The organism is Campylobacter sp. JMF_15 NE4 (assembly GCF_027737645.1).
In the GTDB taxonomy this organism is placed as follows: domain Bacteria; phylum Campylobacterota; class Campylobacteria; order Campylobacterales; family Campylobacteraceae; genus Campylobacter_B.
This window is the reverse complement of sequence record NZ_JAOVTY010000002.1, coordinates 186,041-202,855: the sequence shown is the minus strand read 5'-3', so window position 1 is coordinate 202,855 and position 16,815 is coordinate 186,041. Positions and strand designations below refer to the sequence as shown.

Here is a 16,815-nt window from a genome sequence, read left to right as displayed (position 1 = left end):
AGAGCAAATTTAAAGGAAATTTAATGATACCATTTAGCGATGAAGAGCTTTTAGGCCCTGTCAAGGCTAGCCTCGATACTATCCGCCCAATGCTACAAAATGACGGCGGTGATATGGAGCTTCGTGGCATTAAAAACGGCGTTGTGTATGTCACGCTAACAGGACATTGTCATGGTTGCGCTGCTAGCGGACAGACGCTGAAATTTGGCGTAGAAAGACAGCTTCGTATGGATATCCACCCAGAACTTAGCGTCGTAAATATCCCACAAGGCGAGAATTTTGAGCTATAAATCAAAAGGGCTAAACGCCCTAAAATCTGGCAAATTTGAGTTTGCTAAAACATTTTTTGCCCTAGCGCAAGAGCAAAAACCAAGCGACGAGCTTTTGTTTTTAATCGAGCTTTGCGATTTGGGGCTTAGCGAGCCAGAAGAGGCCTTGATGCTGTATGAATTTTACACCCTAAAACCTAAGCCAAAACCTAGCGTTTTGTTTCGAATTTTAAACTCAATTAACGAAAAAATCGCTAAAAAAAATGCTGAAATTTCAAAGAAATTTTCAGATGAGGCTGAGGGGATAGACGCGATTTTATACAAAGATTTCATGCGCGCTGTAAAGGAGAGCGGAAGCTTCAAAAATGTCTTTGAGAGCGTGATTTTTTCATCAAAAATCGCGGTTGAGAACAAAGACGAGATGATTGAGTTTTTGCAAAATTTGCTTGCAAATGGATTTGATGAAATTTGCATTAATTATATCGAGGCGAGTTCGGAGCATTTCGCTGGGGATTTGCGCCTAGATGAGATTATAAAAAAGATAAAAAATGAAAATAGGGATTAAAAATAGCTTTATCACCGATAATTCGGGTGAGTGCGAGAGTGGGTGCTATTTTGTGCAAACTAGCGCAAATTCCAAATTTAGCGCACAAGCCGAGCAAAACGGCGCACAAATCATTTCTATTAGCGAAGCAAAGGCGCTTTTAGGGATTGATGAGAGTATCAAAATCGTAGGTATTACCGGCACCAACGGCAAAACCACGACCGCTGCGCTGATTTATTCTATGCTTTTGGATTTGGGGTATTCTGTGGGGCTGTGTGGCACCAGAGGGGCTTTCATAAACGATAAAAGAATCGATGAAAAGGGGCTTACTACTAGCTCTGTATTTAAAACAATGAGTTATTTGCTAGAAGCGACTAAGCAAAAGTGCGAATTTTTCGTTATGGAGGTTAGCTCTCACGCAATCGCGCAAAACCGCATTGAAGGGCTAAATTTCGCGCTTAAAATTTTTACAAATTTAAGCCAAGACCATTTGGATTATCATAAAACTATGAGCGAATACGCCGCAGTAAAAAGCTCGTTTTTCGCCGATGAGAGCGCAAAGCTTATAAACAAAGACGACGGCCATATCGAATTTAACCTAAAAAATGCCCTAACTTATGGCGTGAAAAATCCAGCCACTTTTAGCGTGCTAGCTTACAGCGTAAAAGGCGCAATCGACGCTATGATAAAAACTCCAAATGGCGAGTTTGAAATTTCTAGCGAATTAATCGGCGAATTTAACCTTTACAACGCCCTAGCAGCCTTTGGCGCAGTTAAAATGCTAACTAATAAAAACGAAAAAGATATCGCAAAAGCAATGTCGAATTTCGCAGGGGTTGAGGGCAGGGTGCAAGTAGTAGCCAAAAACCCCCTTGTCATCGTGGATTTCGCACACACGCCAGATGGGATCGAAAAGGTGCTAAATGCACTCAAAGATAATGAGCTAATCGTGGTTTTTGGCGCAGGTGGCGACAGAGATCCTCTAAAACGCCCATTAATGGGGGCTATGGTGGAGCATTTTGCTAAATTTGCAATCATCACTAGCGATAATCCACGAAGCGAAGACCCCGAAAAAATCATCGCGCAAATCGAAGAGGGTATGCGAAATAAAGAAAAAATCATAAAAATCGCAGATCGCAAAGAGGCGATTAAAAAGGCGATAAATTTGGCGCAAAATGGCGAAGTGGTCGTGATTTTGGGCAAGGGCGATGAAACATACCAAGAGATAAAGGGTGTAAAATATCCATTTAGCGATAAAGATGTCGTTTTAGAGATTTTAAAGGAGCAAAAATGAAAATAACAATGCTTCAAAGCAAAATTCACAGAGCCCGTGTAACGGACGCAAATCTAAATTATGTCGGCTCGATTACGATTGATAGGGAGCTTTTAAAAGCTAGCGGTATGATTGAGTTCCAAAAGGTTGAAATTTTAAATATCAACAACGGCGAGCGATTTAGCACATATATCATCGAGGGTGAGAAAAAGGGCGAGATTTGCCTAAATGGCGCGGCTGCGCGCAAAGTTTGCGTAGGCGATGTCATCATCATCGTAAGTTATGCGCAAATGAAGCCAGACGAGGCGAAAAAATTCAGGCCAAAAATCGTGCATGTAAATGAAAAAAATGAGATTGTGGAGTAAGAGATGTTTGAGGGAATGGATTTTTCTAAAATGGGCGAAATGATCGAGCAAATGCAAGAAAAAGCAAAGCAGATCCAAGAAGAAAACGCCAAAAAAGAATTTAGCGTCAAAGTCGGCGCTGGTATGGTCGCTATCAAAATCAACGGCGCTGGCGAGGTTTTGGATGTGGAGATTGACGATAGCCTTTTAGAGGATAAAGACAGCTTGCAAATTTTGCTAATCTCAGCGATAAATGACGCTGTAAAACTCATAGAAAACGAAAAGAAAAACGCTGCAACTGCCATGCTAGGCGGTCTTGGCGGACTAGGCGGATTTGGCGCGAATTAGGAATAAAAATGGAAATTTTAAAGGAATTTAAAGAGTATTTGCGCGAAAATCCACTCCATGCGCCTAGCTTTCACCCATATTTCGAAGAGGCGTTAAATTATATGTTGGGTGCTGGCGGGAAGCATTTTCGCGCTCAACTGCTTCTTGGCGTGGTCGCTGCTATAAATAAAGAAAAATTTGCAGACGCTCTGCCTGTCGCAAAAGCCCTAGAAATGGTGCATACATACTCGCTAATCCACGATGATTTACCCGCTATGGATAATGCTGATTTTAGGCGCTCTCATCAAACCATACACAAAAAATACGATGAGGTTACAGCGATACTCGTGGGCGACGCGTTAAATACTGACGCGTTTTTGGTGATTTCTAAGTCAAATTTAAGCGCAGAGATTAAGGTAAAATGCGTTGAAATTTTAGCCAAAAATGCTGGTTCAGCGGGCATGGTTTTGGGTCAAGCGATTGATTGTTATTTTGAGAAAAAACACTTAGAAATATCAGATTTAAAATTTTTGCACCTTCACAAAACAGGCGCCCTAATAGCCGCTTCGTTTGAATTAGGCGCTGTTATTGCGGGTTTGGGCGATGAAAAGGCAAGGAAATTTTATGGCGTCGGGCTAAATTTGGGACTAGCTTTTCAGATACAAGATGACATCATCGACGCCACGCAAAGCTCCCAAACCGCAGGAAAGCCTACTATGCACGATGGGGATAAAAATTCTTTTACAAATTTACTCGGCGTCGAACGCGCCAAAGAGTATAAAAACTCACTCATTTCGCAAATCGAAGAAAGTATGATCGATGAGAGTGAAAATTTGCAAAATTTAGTATCAAATTTGATAAACAAATATCTGAAAGGATAAAAATGAGAAGTAAAATTTCAAACACCATTAAATTTTTGAGTGCGGATATGATCCAAAAGGCTAATTCTGGCCACCCAGGCACTCCTATGGGGCTAAGCGATGTGATGAGCGTGCTTATGGAAAAGCTAGTGCATAATCCAAAAAACCCAAACTGGCTAAACCGCGATCGCCTCGTATTTTCCGGCGGTCATGCAAGTGCTTTGGTGTATAGCTATCTATATCTTAGTGGCTATGATATCGCGCTGGAAGATTTGAAAAATTTCCGTCAGCTCCACTCCAAAACCCCAGGTCACCCAGAAATCACAACCCCAGGCGTAGAAATCGCCACAGGTCCGCTAGGACAAGGCGTAGCAAACGCTGTGGGCTTCGCAATGGCGGCAAAATACGCTGCAAATTTGCTAAATGACGAAAATACAAAGGTAATCGATCATAAAATTTACTGCCTTTGCGGGGACGGCGATTTAGAGGAAGGTATCAGCTACGAAGCATGCGCGCTAGCAGGTTGCCACAGCCTAGATAATCTCGTCATTATCTACGATAGCAACAAAATCACGATTGACGGCTCAACTTCGATTGCGTGGGACGAGGATATCAAGGTTCGCTTCGAAGCCCAAGGCTTCGAGGTAGCTCGCATAGACGGACACAATTTCGACCAAATCGAATTTGCCCTAGATGAGGCCAAAAACAAAACCAAACCATACCTAATCATCGCAAATACCGCTATCGGCAAGGGCGCATTAGAGCTAGAAGGTAGCCACAAAACTCACGGCGCACCTTTGGGCGAGGATCTCATAAAAAGAGCCAAAGAGGCGCTGGGCTTTAACCCTGATGAGAGTTTTAGCGTGAGCGAAGATGTGCTTTTCGCTACTCGCGCAGCCGTAGAAAAGGGCGATTTGGCTGAGAAACTATGGAGCGAAAAAATCGCAAATTTAAGCGCAGAGAAGAAAAATTTATTAAACTCACTTCAAAATCCAAATTTTGACGCTATACAATTCCCTGATTTTAGCGGTCAAAAGGTCGCTACACGCGATAGCAATGGCAAAATTTTAAACGCAATCGCGGCCGCGCTTCCAAGCTTCATAGGCGGAAGTGCAGACCTTGCGGCGTCGAATAAAACAGAGCTTAAAGGCTTTGGCGACTTTCCGTATGGCAAAAATTTTCACTTCGGGATCCGCGAGCACTCAATGGCTGCGATAAACAACGCAATCGCTAGATACGGGCTATTTATCCCATTTTCTGCGACATTTTTTATTTTTAGCGACTATCTTAAAAATAGTGCTAGAATGGCGGCACTTATGAGCCTAAGGCACTATTTCGTTTTCACTCACGATAGTATCGGCGTAGGCGAAGACGGCCCGACTCACGAGCCAATCGAGCAACTCTCAACCTTCCGCGCAATGCCGAATTTCTACACCTTCCGTCCGGCTGATGGTAACGAAAATGTAGAGTGCTGGCGCGCAGCACTTGCCACAAACGCCCCTGCTGCCTTTGTTTGCTCACGCCAAGGCTTAGAGGCTTTGCCAAAGGCTGTATTTGGCGAGGCAAAAAACGGCGCGTATTTGATCAAAGAGTGCGAAAACGCCGATATCACGCTAGTAGCTAGCGGTAGCGAAGTAGGAATCTGCCTAAAAGCCGCAGCCTTGCTTCAAAGCGAAAATATCAGAGCAAATGTCGTTAGTGCGCCTTGTTTCGAGCTTTTGTGCGAACAAAGCGATGAATACAAGGCTAGAATTTTCAAAGGCAAAGTCCTAGCCGTCGAGGCTGCAAGCGCGCTAGAATGGTATAAATTCGCTGATGAAATTTTAGGCATGAAGAGCTTTGGCGAGAGCGCACCAGCTGGCGAGCTATTCAAACTTTTCGGTTTTAGCGATCTAAATGTCGCAAACGAAGCGAAAAAACTTCTAAATAGATAATCCAAAATTTAGCCAAATTTCAAAATTTGGCTAAATCCCTTTTAAATTTCACTAAATTTTACTTGCAATCGCTCGGCGAAATTACGATAGAAGCTAGGTTAGCATCAATCCCAGGCATGGTGTAGCGCCACTCCATGGCGATTTCGTTATCTCTGTATTCGGCTAGCTCCTCGGCCTTGCAGTAAAGCTCCAAAAGCTCACCACTTTTCAAAACCAAATTCGAGCGCAATTTATCCTCGATTTGGCTGATTTTTTTCATTGCCTCTGGTGGAAGGTCGAATTCATAGTAGTGCGTTAAAAGATTGTTTTGGCAGGTTATGTCGTTATAAATCACAACGCCGTTTTTGTATGGCAAATCCTTTTTGCTGGCCTTGATTAGCGCGATAGTTTTGGCGTTTTGGCATTTATCGGCGTTTTCTTGTGTGCTTTTATTTTGGCTTGGAGCCGATAAAATTATCGTTTGCGTGGAAGTGGCTGGCGCCTCTGCCATCTCAGGCTCACTTGGCGCGAGATTTTTTGTATTTGGCGTGTTTGAAACACTCAGCGCGCTTTTTTCTTGTGCGAAATTTGACGCTTCTAGCGTCTTTGGCGCGCTTGCAATTTCACCCAAGCCATCTTTGCTCGCATTAAAAACAGCTGGCGTATCGGGCATGGCTAGCGTGGTAGAATTTATAGATTTTGTCGGTGTTGCGGAGTTTGCGGCAGCGATTTTGTCAAATTCGCGCGAAATTTCTAGCTCTATGGAATCATTTTTTTTCGTGTTAGCTAAGCGCTGTTTTCCTCTTTTTTTCTCCTCTCCGCACCCCGCTAAAAGCACCAAAAGACTAGCCAAAACTAGAAATTTTCTCATAAATTTCCTTTTTTTAAATTTTGCAAGAATTATAACGATTTAGGCTTAAATTTGTAATAGCAAAATTTAGCCAAATTTAATATATGATTAAAATAAATTTACCACGGAAGTGTATAATCCTCGCATTTTATCTCATTTTAAAGGAGTTTTAATGAAAAAATCTCTACTTAGCCTTAGCGTAGTTGCGATGATTGCGCTTAGTGGTTGCTCTAACAAATCGGAAACTTTGGGACCTGATGTCTATGACGAGCATGGATTAAACCAAGAACAAAACGCCAAAACTATCCAAATTCTCTCAATCGTTCCAGCCAAGGTCAGGGTCGACAATACCGAAAACAAACGCTTAGCCCAAGCCGCAGGTGGCGTAGTAGGCGCTGTGGGCGGAGCTGTGCTAGGTCATAAAATGGGCGGTCGCCATGAAACAGGCGGAGCTGTGGCTGGTGGCGCGATAGGTGGCGTGCTAGGAGCAGGAGCAGGATCGATGGTAAGCGATACCAAGGTAATCGACGCCGTGACAATCACATACAAAGAGGGCAAATCGCTTAAAAGCTCGACACAAGCAGGTCGCGTGTGCCAGTATGCTAATGGCGAAGCGTTGATGATTTCATCATACTCTGGCGAGACGAGAATCCAGCCAAACGCGGTGTGCGCTGATTAAATTTAGCCGAATTTACCCGTGAAATTTACGGGTAAATTCCACTTTGCAAAAAATCTAAAATTTACAAATTTTTATTAAAATATAGAATAAATTTCAAAATTTAGGATTACAATGAAACTTCAAATGTCCCTAATCTCGGCTGCTTGCGTGGTGATAATCATAGCAGGACTTAAAGCTGCTGGCTCGATTATCGTGCCGTTTTTGTTAGCGATTTTTATCACGGTTTTGATTTCGCCACTAATGCTATCTATCCAAAAACTGCGCGTAGGGCGATTGTTTAGCTTTTTGATTGTGGTTTTGGGATTTCTTGGCGTTATGGGATTTATGGGCGATATCGTATTTAAGGCGGTCAGAGAGTTTTCGGCGCAGTTACCAGAGCTGGGGGCGAAATTTAACCAAGTCCTAGGTGGCGCGCAAGAGCGGCTGAATAATTACGGCATTGATTTTGATCTAGCTAGTCTTGGTGCTGAGCCCTCTGAAATGGTATCTCGCGCGACAGCTGTGGCAAAAAAAACAGGCGGAATTGTCAGCACCGGGTTTTTTGTCTTTATTTTGGTCTCGTTTATGGTCTTTGAAAGCTCGGTAATTGATGCGAAAATCAAATATTTTTCCGCTCGCAACCGCGGTATGCATAAATTTATGAAAAAATTTGCCCCAAGCCTGAAAAAATATCTACTTATCAAAACGATTTCAAGCGCCACGACAGGCGCGCTAATCGGGCTTTGTCTGTGGCTGCTTGGCGTGCCGTATGCAGCACTTTGGGGGATAGTAGCGTTTATGCTAAATTATATCCCTACGATCGGCTCCATAATCGCCGTTTTTCCGACGCTTTTCGTGACCTTGGCGACAATGGATTTAAGCGTGAGTATTTGGGTCGTGGCGATCTATCTCATCGTAAATGTCGTCATCGGAAATATCATCGAACCACGCTTCATGGGCGAGGGACTGGGGCTTTCGACACTAAGCGTGCTTGGAGGTCTTCTTCTTTGGGGATTTGTCTTTGGTGTGGGTGGTATGTTTTTGGCTGTGCCACTTACTATGAGCATACAAATCGCGCTAAATTCGAACGAACGCACGAAATCTATCGCTACGCTTTTAAGTAATAAAATCGAGCATTAAATTTTAGAATTTCAAATTTCGCTAGGGAAATCCTAGCGAAATTTAGCTATTAAACATAGCCTTGATCTATCATCGCATCGGCTACTTTGCGGAAGCCTGCGATATTTGAGCCAAGCACAAGGTTGCCCTCATCGCCAAATTCTTTCGAAGTCTCGTAACTGGTGCGGAAGATATGCCTCATAATCTCGTGTAACCTGCCATCGACCTCCTCGAAACTCCATGATTCAAGTTGCGCGTTTTGCATCATTTCTAAGCCACTTGTCGCCACGCCACCAGCATTTGCTGCCTTTGCAGGGCCAAATAAAAAGTCTTTTTGGCTTAGCATAAAATCAATCGCAGCTAGCGTGCTAGGCATGTTTGCCCCCTCGCATACAAGGCGACATCCGTTTGCGTATAGTGTTTTGGCGTCCTCTAAGCTTAGCTCGTTTTGCGTAGCGCTTGGGAAGGCTGCGTCGCATTTGACGCTCCATACGCCGTTTCTGCCCTCTGGATACTCGCTAACTGGGGTAAATTTAGCGTTTTTGCGCTCTTTGGCGTATTCGGCAAGACCCACTCTAAGCTCCTCTTTTAGCTTTTTAAGTAGAGCTAAATCAATGCCCTCAGGATCGTAGATAAAGCCAGTAGAATCGCTAACGGTAACTGGTTTGGCTTCTAGTTGATATAGTTTTTCGACTGTGTAGATTGCGACATTTCCTGCACCTGAGATTGCGCAGATTTTGCCACGAAGTGCTTCGCCTTTTTTAGCTAGCATTTCTTGTGCGAAATACACTGAGCCGTATCCTGTGGCTTGCGTGCGAGCTAGGCTTCCGCCCCATGCTAGGCCTTTGCCAGTAAGTGCGCCATCAAATCTACGAGTGATTTTTTTGTATGCGCCATACATATAGCCGATCTCTCTACCGCCCACGCCGATATCGCCGGCTGGGACATCTGTATTTTCGCTGATAAGCCTGTGAAGCTCTAACATAAATGCTTGGCAAAATCTCATAATCTCGCCGTCGCTTTTGCCTTTTGGATCGAAATTTGCGCCACCTTTGCCACCGCCGATATTAACGCCTGTGAGTGAATTTTTGAAAATTTGCTCGAAACCTAAAAATTTCAAAACACCCATATTTACGCTAGGGTGAAATCTAAGACCGCCTTTGTATGGGCCAAGTGCTGAGTTAAACTCGACGCGGTATCCCGTATGCACGCAAGGCTCGCCACGATCGTTTGTATAGACTACGCGAAAGCTTAGGCTTCTTTCTGGCACGGTGATTCGCTCTAAAATTCTGTGTTTTGTGTATTTTTCTTCGCGCTCGATTAGGGGAGCAAGAGAGTTAAAAATTTCAGTCGCTGCTTGTATAAAAACTTCTTCGCCCGGATTTTGCTCTTTTAGGTTGTTTAACAACCCTGCCACATAACTGTTCATATCTCCTCCTTAAATTGGTTTATAATTAAATTTGCTTGCTTTTTTTAGGAAAATTTTAAGTGCGCGCCTCTCGCGCGCGCCGACTTTGTAGCTTATGAGTTGGAGGTATTCTAAGATGTCTTTTTCAGCAATTCCTCTGCTTCTAGCGTATTTGATGAGGATATATTGTGGGATTTTGACCTTAGTGCGTAAAAACGCCTCGGTAAGTTTGGCGTAAATTTCGTGATTTTTAACCGAGCATAAAATTCCAAAAACAAATGGCAAATTTGTGTTTTTGTGCCAAATTTCGCCCAAATCGTAAAATTTCTCTTCCCCTTGCGATAAAATCGCGCGCAGAGCGTTATCGCCGATGATGACCTCGCCACTAATGCCTAAAATTCGCGAGAGCATATTTGAGCTCATCGAGGCTGGATCTAGGCGCGGGGTGGTGTTTTTACGCACGAGCACGCTTTTTACCTTTTTTTGGGCGACTATGCCAAGAGGGTGGGTGGAGTATTTTTTGTGGCGGGATTCTATGCTAGAAATCACGGCCGCATCGACACGCATTGCGCGCAAATCGCGACAGAGCTTGCTAGGGACACCTTTTTTGAGTTCTATGAATTTCTTGGTATGCGCTGGCAAAGGTAGAGATTTTAAATACACATGAAAAGGGAGTAAATTTAAATAATCTATCTTGCCAAATCGCATCCATATTCCTATTTTAAAATTCGTAAATTATATTACTATTTTTGTAAGAAAAAGTTAAAATTTTAAAATTAATAAAACTAATAAATTTTGCCACCAAAGAAGTGGCAAAATTTGGATTAATCGACTTGTGAGATTGAGAGTGAGTTGTATTTGCTAAACTCGACTATGCCCTCGCCACCCTCTTTGAAGTGGATACTCACGCCTTTGTCATTTTCCATGTAAATTCCGCTAGCTGAGCGTTGGCGAGTTAGGTTGTGAGTTTTGCCCTCGCTATCAGTTAAAACCGCTGTGTCAAACAAATCGTTTGAAGCTAGGCTTAGTTTTTTGCCATTTTCGGTTTTGAAATTTAGCACTTCCATTTTGGCAGTCGCAGCGGTGTGGTTTTGCTCGTTAATCGCGTCCTCTGGGGATTGGCGAAGCTGCTTTGAGGCGCAACCTGCCAAAAGTAAAAGTGCAACCGCGCATGAGAGAATTTTGCTCATTTTCTATCCTTTTAAAATGAAATTTTACGCAAGAAAATCTTGCAAACGCGCAATTATAGTCAAAATTTTTATTTCAAAAGTAAATAAAAATTTACTATTTTCTACGATTTGCCTAAATTTGCATTGATTTCATCAATCAGCGATTTTCGCATCTCCCAAAGCTTAGCCGATAAATCTACTTTGTAGGTTTGCGGGTGGATATTTCGCAGGTATTCGCACCAAAATTTCGCCTTAGCCTTGCGCGAAAATTCGGCGATTTGCATGACGGATTTTTTCTCGCCGACAAATTTACCATGGACAAACACAGGCTTTAACATAGCCTTTGCGCTGAAATTTTCGAGTTTTTTGCGTTTGTAAGTGTAGAGTGGGTGGAAAATTTCAAGCGGTGCGCTCTCGTCGATACTTTCATTTTCAAGCGTGATTAAATCCGCTAGCGCCATGCCACTATCTTTGTCATAGAGCCTGAAAAACTGCTTGTAGCCGGGGTTGTTTATTTTGCGCGGGTCGTTTGAAATTTTAATCTTTGGCAAAATTTCGCCATCTTTTTCGATACCGCTTAGCTTATAAACACCGCCAAGGCTTGAACTATCGCCACCTGTGATTAATCTCGTGCCAATGCCCCAGCTATCGATTTTAGCGTCGAAAAGTTTGAGTTGATCAATCGCGTATTCGTCCAAATCGTTGCTGGCTGTGATTTTGGCGTCCTTAAATCCAGCGTTATCAAGCATTTTGCGAGATTGTTTGGTCAGATACTCCAAATCACCAGAATCAATGCGGATTCCAAGCGGTTTGTGGCCTTGCTCGCGAAGTTCTTCAAAAACCTTAATCGCATTTGGCACGCCAGAATTTAGCGTATCGTAGGTATCGACGAGCAAAAGCGCGGAGTCTGGGTAGATTTTGGCGTAAGCGCGAAAGGCCTCGATTTCGCTAGGAAAGCTTCCGATCCACGCATGAGAGTGCGTGCCGATAGCTGGTATGTCAAAAATTTTGGCAGCCAAAACATTTGAAGTAGCCACGCAACCGCCGATTATAGCGGCTTTTGCACCAAAAATCGCAGCACTTTTATCCTGCGCTCTGCGAAGCCCAAACTCCATTACGCTACCCTCTCCTGCGCTGAAATTTATGCGCGAGCTTTTGGTGGCGATTAGGGTTTGGAAATTTATGGTGTTTAAAATCGCAGTTTCGATTAACTGTGCCTCGATGATATTTGCTTTGACGCGGATTAGCGGCTCGTGCGGAAATACGACCTCGCCCTCATCGACAGCGTAAATTTCGCCACTAAATTTAAAATTTTCAAGGTAGGTTAGAAATTCGTCCTTAAAACTCCCAAGCGAGCGCAAATACGCTATATCATCACTGCTAAAATGCAAATTCTCTATATAATCCACCACTTCGCTCATACCGCAAAATATCGCATAACCGCCGCCACATGGGTTTTTGCGGTAATACATATCAAAAACTGCGACTTCACGCGGTTTTAAGAAAAAATATCCTTGCATCATTGTGAGTTGATAAAAGTCAGTAAGCAGGGCTAAATTTGATGAATTTTCGAAATTTTGCATTTTTTTGATACCTTAAATTTTGAAATTTCCCGAAAACGGGAAATTTCGATTATTTTGATTGTAAAGATTTTTTGTAAGCCTCGAAATCGAAATTGCTTACTCTCGCGACGCCATCATCGATCGCAGCCTTTGCCACAGCGGCTGAAATGATAGCAAACACGCGCGGATCAAATGGATTTGGTATGACATAATCTCGTCCAAATTTCAAATCAGGCTTGCCTAGCATTTTTAGCACATCTGGGTGGATTGGCTCACGGGCTAGCTCCGCCATAGCGCGAGAAGCGGCTAGTTTCATATTTTCGGTGATTTTTTTAGCTCTTACATCTAGCGCACCACGGAAAATGTAAGGGAAACCCAAAACATTGTTGATTTGATTAGCAAAGTCGCTTCTACCAGTGCCTACGATTGCATCGTCCCTCACGGCATGTACCTCATCTGGGTAGATTTCAGGCACAGGGTTAGCCAGAGCGAAGATTATCGGCGTTGGCGCCATTGATTTTACCATTTCGGCTGTTACGACGCCCGGTTTGCTAAGGCCAAGAAACATATCCGCACCCCTCATCGCATCTGCTAGGCTTCTATCGTTTGTGTCGATAGCAAATTCCATTTTTTGCGGGTTCAAATCGCTTCTGCCAGTATGAATTACGCCCTTTGAATCAAGCATAATTACATTTTTTGCGCCAAGGCTTTTATAGAGTTTCGCGCATGCAATACCTGCTGCGCCAGCACCAGATACTACGATTTTCATATCTTCGATTTTTTTGCCACTGATGTAGGCTGCGTTGATTAATCCAGCACCTGTAATCATCGCTGTGCCGTGCTGATCGTCGTGCATGACAGGGATATCGACGGCATTTTGTAGCTCTTTTTCGATCTCAAAGCACTCAGGAGCTTTAATGTCCTCTAAATTTATTCCACCAAATGTCGGCGAGATAGCCTTGCAAATTTCGACTATTTTTTTAGGATCTGTTTCGTTGATCTCGATATCAAAAGCATCTACGCCAGCAAATTTTTTAAACAAAACCGCTTTTCCCTCCATTACTGGCTTTCCTGCGATTGCACCTATATCTCCTAGCCCCAAAACGGCCGTTCCGTTTGTGATAACTGCGACAAGATTTGATTTGTTGGTGTATTTGTATGCTAGCTCATTATCGGCCTCAATCACCTTGCAAGGCTCGGCCACACCCGGTGTGTATGCTAGGGTCAAATCCTCTGGTTTCGCGCATGGGGTTTTGACATTTATGCCGATTTTTCCACCGATATGATACTCTAATGCCCTTTCTTTCAAATCATTTTGTGCCATTTAAATTCCTTTCTGTAATAAGCTAGAAATTCTAGCTTTAACCTCGTCGCTACCTAAAATTTCAATCATCTCAAATATCGACGGACTTACGCTTGTTCCTGTTATGGCGACTCGCAAAGGTTGGGCTAAATCTTTTAGCTTCACTTCGTTTGCCTCCAAAAATTCCATTGTCTTCGCCTCGATTTCGCTTGCAACGAAATTTGAGGTTAAAATTTCTTGGAATTTTGCGAGTAAGGCTATCGAATTTTCGTTGATAAACTTTTTATACGCTTTTTCATCATAAATTTTTAAAGGATTGATTAAGGTTGCGATTCCGTTCGCCATTTCGGCTAGGGTTTTTGCGCGCTCTTTGTATTGATTAATGATAAGCTCTTTTTTAGGGTGATTTACTATATCTACGCCAAATTCTAGCAGGTGGGCGCAGGCTTCGGTGGTGCTTAAATTTTTAATGTAATGCGCATTTAGCCAATCAAGTTTGGTTTGGTTAAATGTGCTTGCACTTTTGCCGATATTATTAGGATTAAAGAGTTTTTTCATATCGTCCATGCTAAAAATTTCATCGTCCCCATGCGACCAGCCAAGGCGGACTAAGAAATTTAGCAGAGCTTGTGGCAAATAGCCCATTTTTTTGTATTCCATGACATCTGTCGCGCCGTGGCGTTTAGAGAGTTTTGAGCCGTCAGAGCCATTTATCATAGCGACATGGTAAAATTTCGGAACCTTAAATCCAAGTGCGTTATAAAGCACGATTTGTTTTGGGGTATTTGATAGGTGATCATCGCCTCTGATGATGTCTGTAACGCCCATTAGCGCATCATCTATAACGACCGTGAAATTATAAGTCGGCGTGCCGTCGCTTCTAGCGATGATAAAATCGTCTAAAATGTCTTTGGCTTCGAATTTCATATCGCCTTTAATTCCGTCGCTAAACTCAATCGTGCCGTCAAGTGGCGATTTTATGCGGATTACTGGCTCGATACCAACTGGCGGTGTGCCTGTGAAATCGCGATAGCGATTATCGTATTTTGGGCGCTCTTTTCTGGCTTCTTGCTCGGCTCTTAGCGCATCTAGCTCAGCCTTGCTCATATAGCATTTGTATGCTTTGCCCTCATCAAGGAGCTTTTGGACATATTCTTTGTATAAATCAAATCGTGAGCTTTGATAGACGATTTCGCCGTCGTAGTCTAGATTACACCATTTAAACGCCTCTTCGATAGCCTTTGCAGCCTCTACCGAATTTCTTTTTAAATCCGTATCTTCAATGCGAAGCAAAAATTTGCCGTTATTTGCTCTTGCGTATAGGTATGAAAACAGCGCGGTTCTTAATCCGCCGATGTGCAAATACCCTGTCGGGCTTGGTGCGAAACGAGTTACAATCATAAATTTCCTTTTTAAAATTTTACTTTTTAATGTTATAATCGTGGGATTATAAAGCAAAAAGACTAAATAAAGGTTGAAAATGATAAAAAAACTAGCCGTTGTTGCACTTTTAGGTTTTGGCGCGTTAAACGCAAATGTCGTAAATAGCGTCGTGGCTGTCGTAGAAAACGAGCCGATTACGAATTACGAATTAGCCAGAGTCCAAAAGGCCACAGGTGCCAGCCCGCAAGCTGCAATGGAAATTTTAATCAAGCAAAAATTGCAAGATTCTGAGATTAAGCGCAGAGGAATCACCGTAAGCCCAGCTGAAATCGATAATCGCATAAAAATGATTGCCGAGCAGAACAAGCTTAGTCTAGAACAGCTACAAAAGGCGCTAAAACAGCAAAAAATGTCAGAAGAGGCGTTTAGAGAAAATGTGCGTCGCGGAATTTTAGAAGAAAAGCTCTATGGGCCGCTTTTTGCCGATGTGCAACGCACCGTAACACCACAAAATGTGCGTAGATTTTACGAGCAAAATCCGTCTTTATTCACGACTTTTGATAGCATTACGCTAACTCGCTATATCGCTAAAAGCGAGAGCGCTCTTAATCCTATCAAACGCAATCCAAATGCCCGCCCTGGCAATGTATATGTCATGCGTGGCACGCTAAAAGCCAATCAAATGGACGCAGGGCTAAAATACATTGTAACTAGCGTGGATAAGGGCAAATTCTCGCCAGTTATCCCTACGGCAAACGGATATGAGATGTTTTATGTCAATGATAAAAAGGGCGTGCAAACGGCTGATTTCGAAAGCGTGCAAGAAAAGGCAATCGAAGCTTATGTTACTAACAAACGCAAAAAAATGGTCGAGGAATTTAACGATAGAATTCGTTCAAATGCTAATGTTCGTATAATCGATCGAAATTTAAACCCTACAAAATCTACAAAAAAATCTAAATAACTTACCCAAAATTTTGGAAATTTTAAAATTTCCAAAATTTTTGTTTTAATGAAATTTCGAAATTTACCCCACGCTAAATTCGTAAATTTAGCGTGGAATTTAAAGCGTAGTTTTGAAATTTATTTTAATTTTGAAGTTTCAATGATAAATGGCACTGAATTCATGCCGGCTGAGAAGTATTTATCGGCGATAGCTTTTGCGCTTTTTAGTTCCTCAGGGCTTACGCTTGAAGCGTTTGCTTTGTTATCTTCGGCATAGTATTTGCGCAAAACAGCGATTTTTTCGGCGTCAGTTTTGGCTGATTTGACCTCTTTGTAAATCAGCGCTGATTTGGCATGACCGCTATCTCCATGCACTGATGTCATTACGATTTCGACATTGTTGCTTTTAAGCGTTCGCTCGATTTCGGCTAGCTCTCTACGACAAAACGGACACTCAGCGTCAGTTAGCATTAGCAAAGTTGGCTTTTTAGGGTCATTTCCAAGGGTAATGATATTGTCTTTACTTTCGCTTTTATAGACGCTTGCTACACCTTTTGAAAGTCTAGATTGTTTGATTTGATCTTTGTAAAGAATCTGTTTTTTAGGGTCGATTACATCCATCAAAACCAAATCTCCACTAGTGAAAATCACCTCTTCTTGTGAAATTTCGCCATTTGAAATTTTCAAAATCACAGCTTGGATATCTTTTAGCCCCTCTACTGGCATACGCTCAGCCACGCTGATTTTTAAATTTGCTGGCAAACCGCCATACATAGATAAAATTTCGCTATCGCTAAGCGCGGCATTTAGGCTTAGCGCGCCCGCAAGCGAGAAAAGTAAAACTTTTTTCATTTTCTTCCTTTTTTAAAAAATCCAACGATTTTAGCC

The 16,815-nt window shown here is 42.7% G+C and carries 18 protein-coding genes; 10 read left to right on the top strand and 8 right to left on the bottom strand.

Translation table 11 applies throughout. The features are described from left to right. Positions 1–23: 23 nt before the first annotated feature. Genes OFN98_RS05320 through tkt form a run of 7 tightly spaced genes read left to right on the top strand, consistent with a single transcriptional unit; the run spans position 24 to position 5,551 of the window. A complete protein-coding gene (locus tag OFN98_RS05320) occupies positions 24–290 on the top strand; it encodes a NifU family protein (protein ID WP_270865819.1) in 267 nt (88 codons plus the stop codon). Beyond that, the gene (locus tag OFN98_RS05315) at positions 280–834 is read left to right on the top strand and encodes a histidine kinase (protein WP_270858478.1); all 555 of its coding nucleotides are present in this window, start codon (positions 280–282) and stop codon (positions 832–834) included. The genes OFN98_RS05320 and OFN98_RS05315 overlap by 11 nt, the downstream gene beginning before the upstream one ends. Next, a complete protein-coding gene (locus tag OFN98_RS05310) occupies positions 818–2,107 on the top strand; it encodes a UDP-N-acetylmuramoyl-L-alanyl-D-glutamate--2,6-diaminopimelate ligase (RefSeq protein ID WP_270874300.1) in 1,290 nt (429 codons plus the stop codon). Before OFN98_RS05315 ends, OFN98_RS05310 begins: the two co-directional genes overlap by 17 nt. Continuing rightward, positions 2,104–2,451: an aspartate 1-decarboxylase gene (gene panD, locus OFN98_RS05305; protein WP_270874299.1), complete on the top strand. Its 348-nt coding sequence runs from the start codon at positions 2,104–2,106 to the stop codon at positions 2,449–2,451. The genes OFN98_RS05310 and panD overlap by 4 nt, the downstream gene beginning before the upstream one ends. Before the next feature lie 3 nt (positions 2,452–2,454). Next, positions 2,455–2,778 carry a YbaB/EbfC family nucleoid-associated protein gene (locus OFN98_RS05300; protein ID WP_270858475.1) on the top strand — a complete coding sequence of 108 codons (324 nt, stop codon included), beginning with the start codon at positions 2,455–2,457 and terminating at the stop codon, positions 2,776–2,778. Positions 2,779–2,786: 8 nt separating this feature from the next. Continuing rightward, complete coding sequence (locus tag OFN98_RS05295; RefSeq protein ID WP_270874298.1) at positions 2,787–3,638, top strand: polyprenyl synthetase family protein; 852 nt, start codon at positions 2,787–2,789, stop codon at positions 3,636–3,638. A gap of 2 nt (positions 3,639–3,640) precedes the next feature. After that, positions 3,641–5,551, top strand: coding sequence for a transketolase (tkt, locus tag OFN98_RS05290; RefSeq protein ID WP_270876633.1), 1,911 nt, complete (start codon positions 3,641–3,643; stop codon positions 5,549–5,551). 58 nt (positions 5,552–5,609) lie between these two features. On the opposite strand, the gene OFN98_RS05285 is transcribed toward tkt, so the two are convergent. Then, a complete protein-coding gene (locus tag OFN98_RS05285) occupies positions 5,610–6,401 on the bottom strand; it encodes a hypothetical protein (protein ID WP_270874296.1) in 792 nt (263 codons plus the stop codon). A 151-nt stretch (positions 6,402–6,552) separates the two neighbouring features. On the opposite strand from OFN98_RS05285, the gene OFN98_RS05280 reads away from it, so the two are divergent. Continuing rightward, positions 6,553–7,059: a glycine zipper 2TM domain-containing protein gene (locus tag OFN98_RS05280; protein WP_270871163.1), complete on the top strand. Its 507-nt coding sequence runs from the start codon at positions 6,553–6,555 to the stop codon at positions 7,057–7,059. A gap of 111 nt (positions 7,060–7,170) precedes the next feature. After that, positions 7,171–8,178, top strand: a complete 1,008-nt coding sequence (locus tag OFN98_RS05275; RefSeq protein ID WP_270858470.1) for an AI-2E family transporter — start codon at positions 7,171–7,173, stop codon at positions 8,176–8,178. Positions 8,179–8,227: 49 nt separating this feature from the next. On the opposite strand, the gene gdhA is transcribed toward OFN98_RS05275, so the two are convergent. From gdhA to gltX, 6 genes are all read right to left on the bottom strand, one after another. Next, positions 8,228–9,586: an NADP-specific glutamate dehydrogenase gene (gene gdhA / locus OFN98_RS05270; RefSeq protein WP_270874295.1), complete on the bottom strand. Its 1,359-nt coding sequence runs from the start codon at positions 9,584–9,586 to the stop codon at positions 8,228–8,230. Positions 9,587–9,595: 9 nt separating this feature from the next. Further along, on the bottom strand, positions 9,596–10,273 hold the full coding sequence (locus OFN98_RS05265) for an MqnA/MqnD/SBP family protein (RefSeq protein ID WP_270864777.1): 678 nt from the start codon (positions 10,271–10,273) through the stop codon (positions 9,596–9,598). Positions 10,274–10,389: 116 nt separating this feature from the next. After that, the gene (locus tag OFN98_RS05260; protein ID WP_270874294.1) at positions 10,390–10,755 is read right to left on the bottom strand and encodes a hypothetical protein; all 366 of its coding nucleotides are present in this window, start codon (positions 10,753–10,755) and stop codon (positions 10,390–10,392) included. A gap of 101 nt (positions 10,756–10,856) precedes the next feature. Further along, entirely contained in the window at positions 10,857–12,317 is a 1,461-nt protein-coding gene (locus OFN98_RS05255; protein WP_270874293.1) for a nicotinate phosphoribosyltransferase, read from the bottom strand. A gap of 49 nt (positions 12,318–12,366) precedes the next feature. Further along, positions 12,367–13,620, bottom strand: a complete 1,254-nt coding sequence (locus tag OFN98_RS05250) for a malic enzyme-like NAD(P)-binding protein (RefSeq protein ID WP_270874292.1) — start codon at positions 13,618–13,620, stop codon at positions 12,367–12,369. Continuing rightward, complete coding sequence (gene gltX, locus OFN98_RS05245; protein WP_270874291.1) at positions 13,621–15,000, bottom strand: glutamate--tRNA ligase; 1,380 nt, start codon at positions 14,998–15,000, stop codon at positions 13,621–13,623. It abuts the gene before it with no gap. A 79-nt stretch (positions 15,001–15,079) separates the two neighbouring features. Between gltX and OFN98_RS05240 the strand changes: the two genes are divergently transcribed. Next, a complete protein-coding gene (locus OFN98_RS05240; protein ID WP_270874290.1) occupies positions 15,080–15,946 on the top strand; it encodes a SurA N-terminal domain-containing protein in 867 nt (288 codons plus the stop codon). A gap of 119 nt (positions 15,947–16,065) precedes the next feature. On the opposite strand, the gene OFN98_RS05235 is transcribed toward OFN98_RS05240, so the two are convergent. Further along, positions 16,066–16,779, bottom strand: coding sequence for a histidine kinase (locus tag OFN98_RS05235; RefSeq protein WP_270874289.1), 714 nt, complete (start codon positions 16,777–16,779; stop codon positions 16,066–16,068). Positions 16,780–16,815 lie beyond the last annotated feature (36 nt).

Bases quoted from the DNA above. Each gene is read 5' to 3' on its own strand.
- OFN98_RS05260 (WP_270874294.1), bottom strand. From the start codon at position 10,755: ATGAGCAAAATTCTCTCATGCGCGGTTGCACTTTTACTTTTGGCAGGT.
- OFN98_RS05250 (WP_270874292.1), bottom strand. From the start codon at position 13,620: ATGGCACAAAATGATTTGAAAGAAAGGGCATTAGAGTATCATATCGGT.
- tkt (WP_270876633.1), top strand. From the start codon at position 3,641: ATGAGAAGTAAAATTTCAAACACCATTAAATTTTTGAGTGCGGATATG.
- OFN98_RS05240 (WP_270874290.1), top strand. From the start codon at position 15,080: ATGATAAAAAAACTAGCCGTTGTTGCACTTTTAGGTTTTGGCGCGTTA.
- OFN98_RS05280 (WP_270871163.1), top strand. From the start codon at position 6,553: ATGAAAAAATCTCTACTTAGCCTTAGCGTAGTTGCGATGATTGCGCTT.
- OFN98_RS05265 (WP_270864777.1), bottom strand. From the start codon at position 10,273: ATGCGATTTGGCAAGATAGATTATTTAAATTTACTCCCTTTTCATGTG.
- OFN98_RS05285 (WP_270874296.1), bottom strand. From the start codon at position 6,401: ATGAGAAAATTTCTAGTTTTGGCTAGTCTTTTGGTGCTTTTAGCGGGG.
- panD (WP_270874299.1), top strand. From the start codon at position 2,104: ATGAAAATAACAATGCTTCAAAGCAAAATTCACAGAGCCCGTGTAACG.
- OFN98_RS05320 (WP_270865819.1), top strand. From the start codon at position 24: ATGATACCATTTAGCGATGAAGAGCTTTTAGGCCCTGTCAAGGCTAGC.
- gdhA (WP_270874295.1), bottom strand. From the start codon at position 9,586: ATGAACAGTTATGTGGCAGGGTTGTTAAACAACCTAAAAGAGCAAAAT.
- OFN98_RS05255 (WP_270874293.1), bottom strand. From the start codon at position 12,317: ATGCAAAATTTCGAAAATTCATCAAATTTAGCCCTGCTTACTGACTTT.
- OFN98_RS05235 (WP_270874289.1), bottom strand. From the start codon at position 16,779: ATGAAAAAAGTTTTACTTTTCTCGCTTGCGGGCGCGCTAAGCCTAAAT.
- gltX (WP_270874291.1), bottom strand. From the start codon at position 15,000: ATGATTGTAACTCGTTTCGCACCAAGCCCGACAGGGTATTTGCACATC.
- OFN98_RS05275 (WP_270858470.1), top strand. From the start codon at position 7,171: ATGAAACTTCAAATGTCCCTAATCTCGGCTGCTTGCGTGGTGATAATC.
- OFN98_RS05300 (WP_270858475.1), top strand. From the start codon at position 2,455: ATGTTTGAGGGAATGGATTTTTCTAAAATGGGCGAAATGATCGAGCAA.
- OFN98_RS05310 (WP_270874300.1), top strand. From the start codon at position 818: ATGAAAATAGGGATTAAAAATAGCTTTATCACCGATAATTCGGGTGAG.
- OFN98_RS05295 (WP_270874298.1), top strand. From the start codon at position 2,787: ATGGAAATTTTAAAGGAATTTAAAGAGTATTTGCGCGAAAATCCACTC.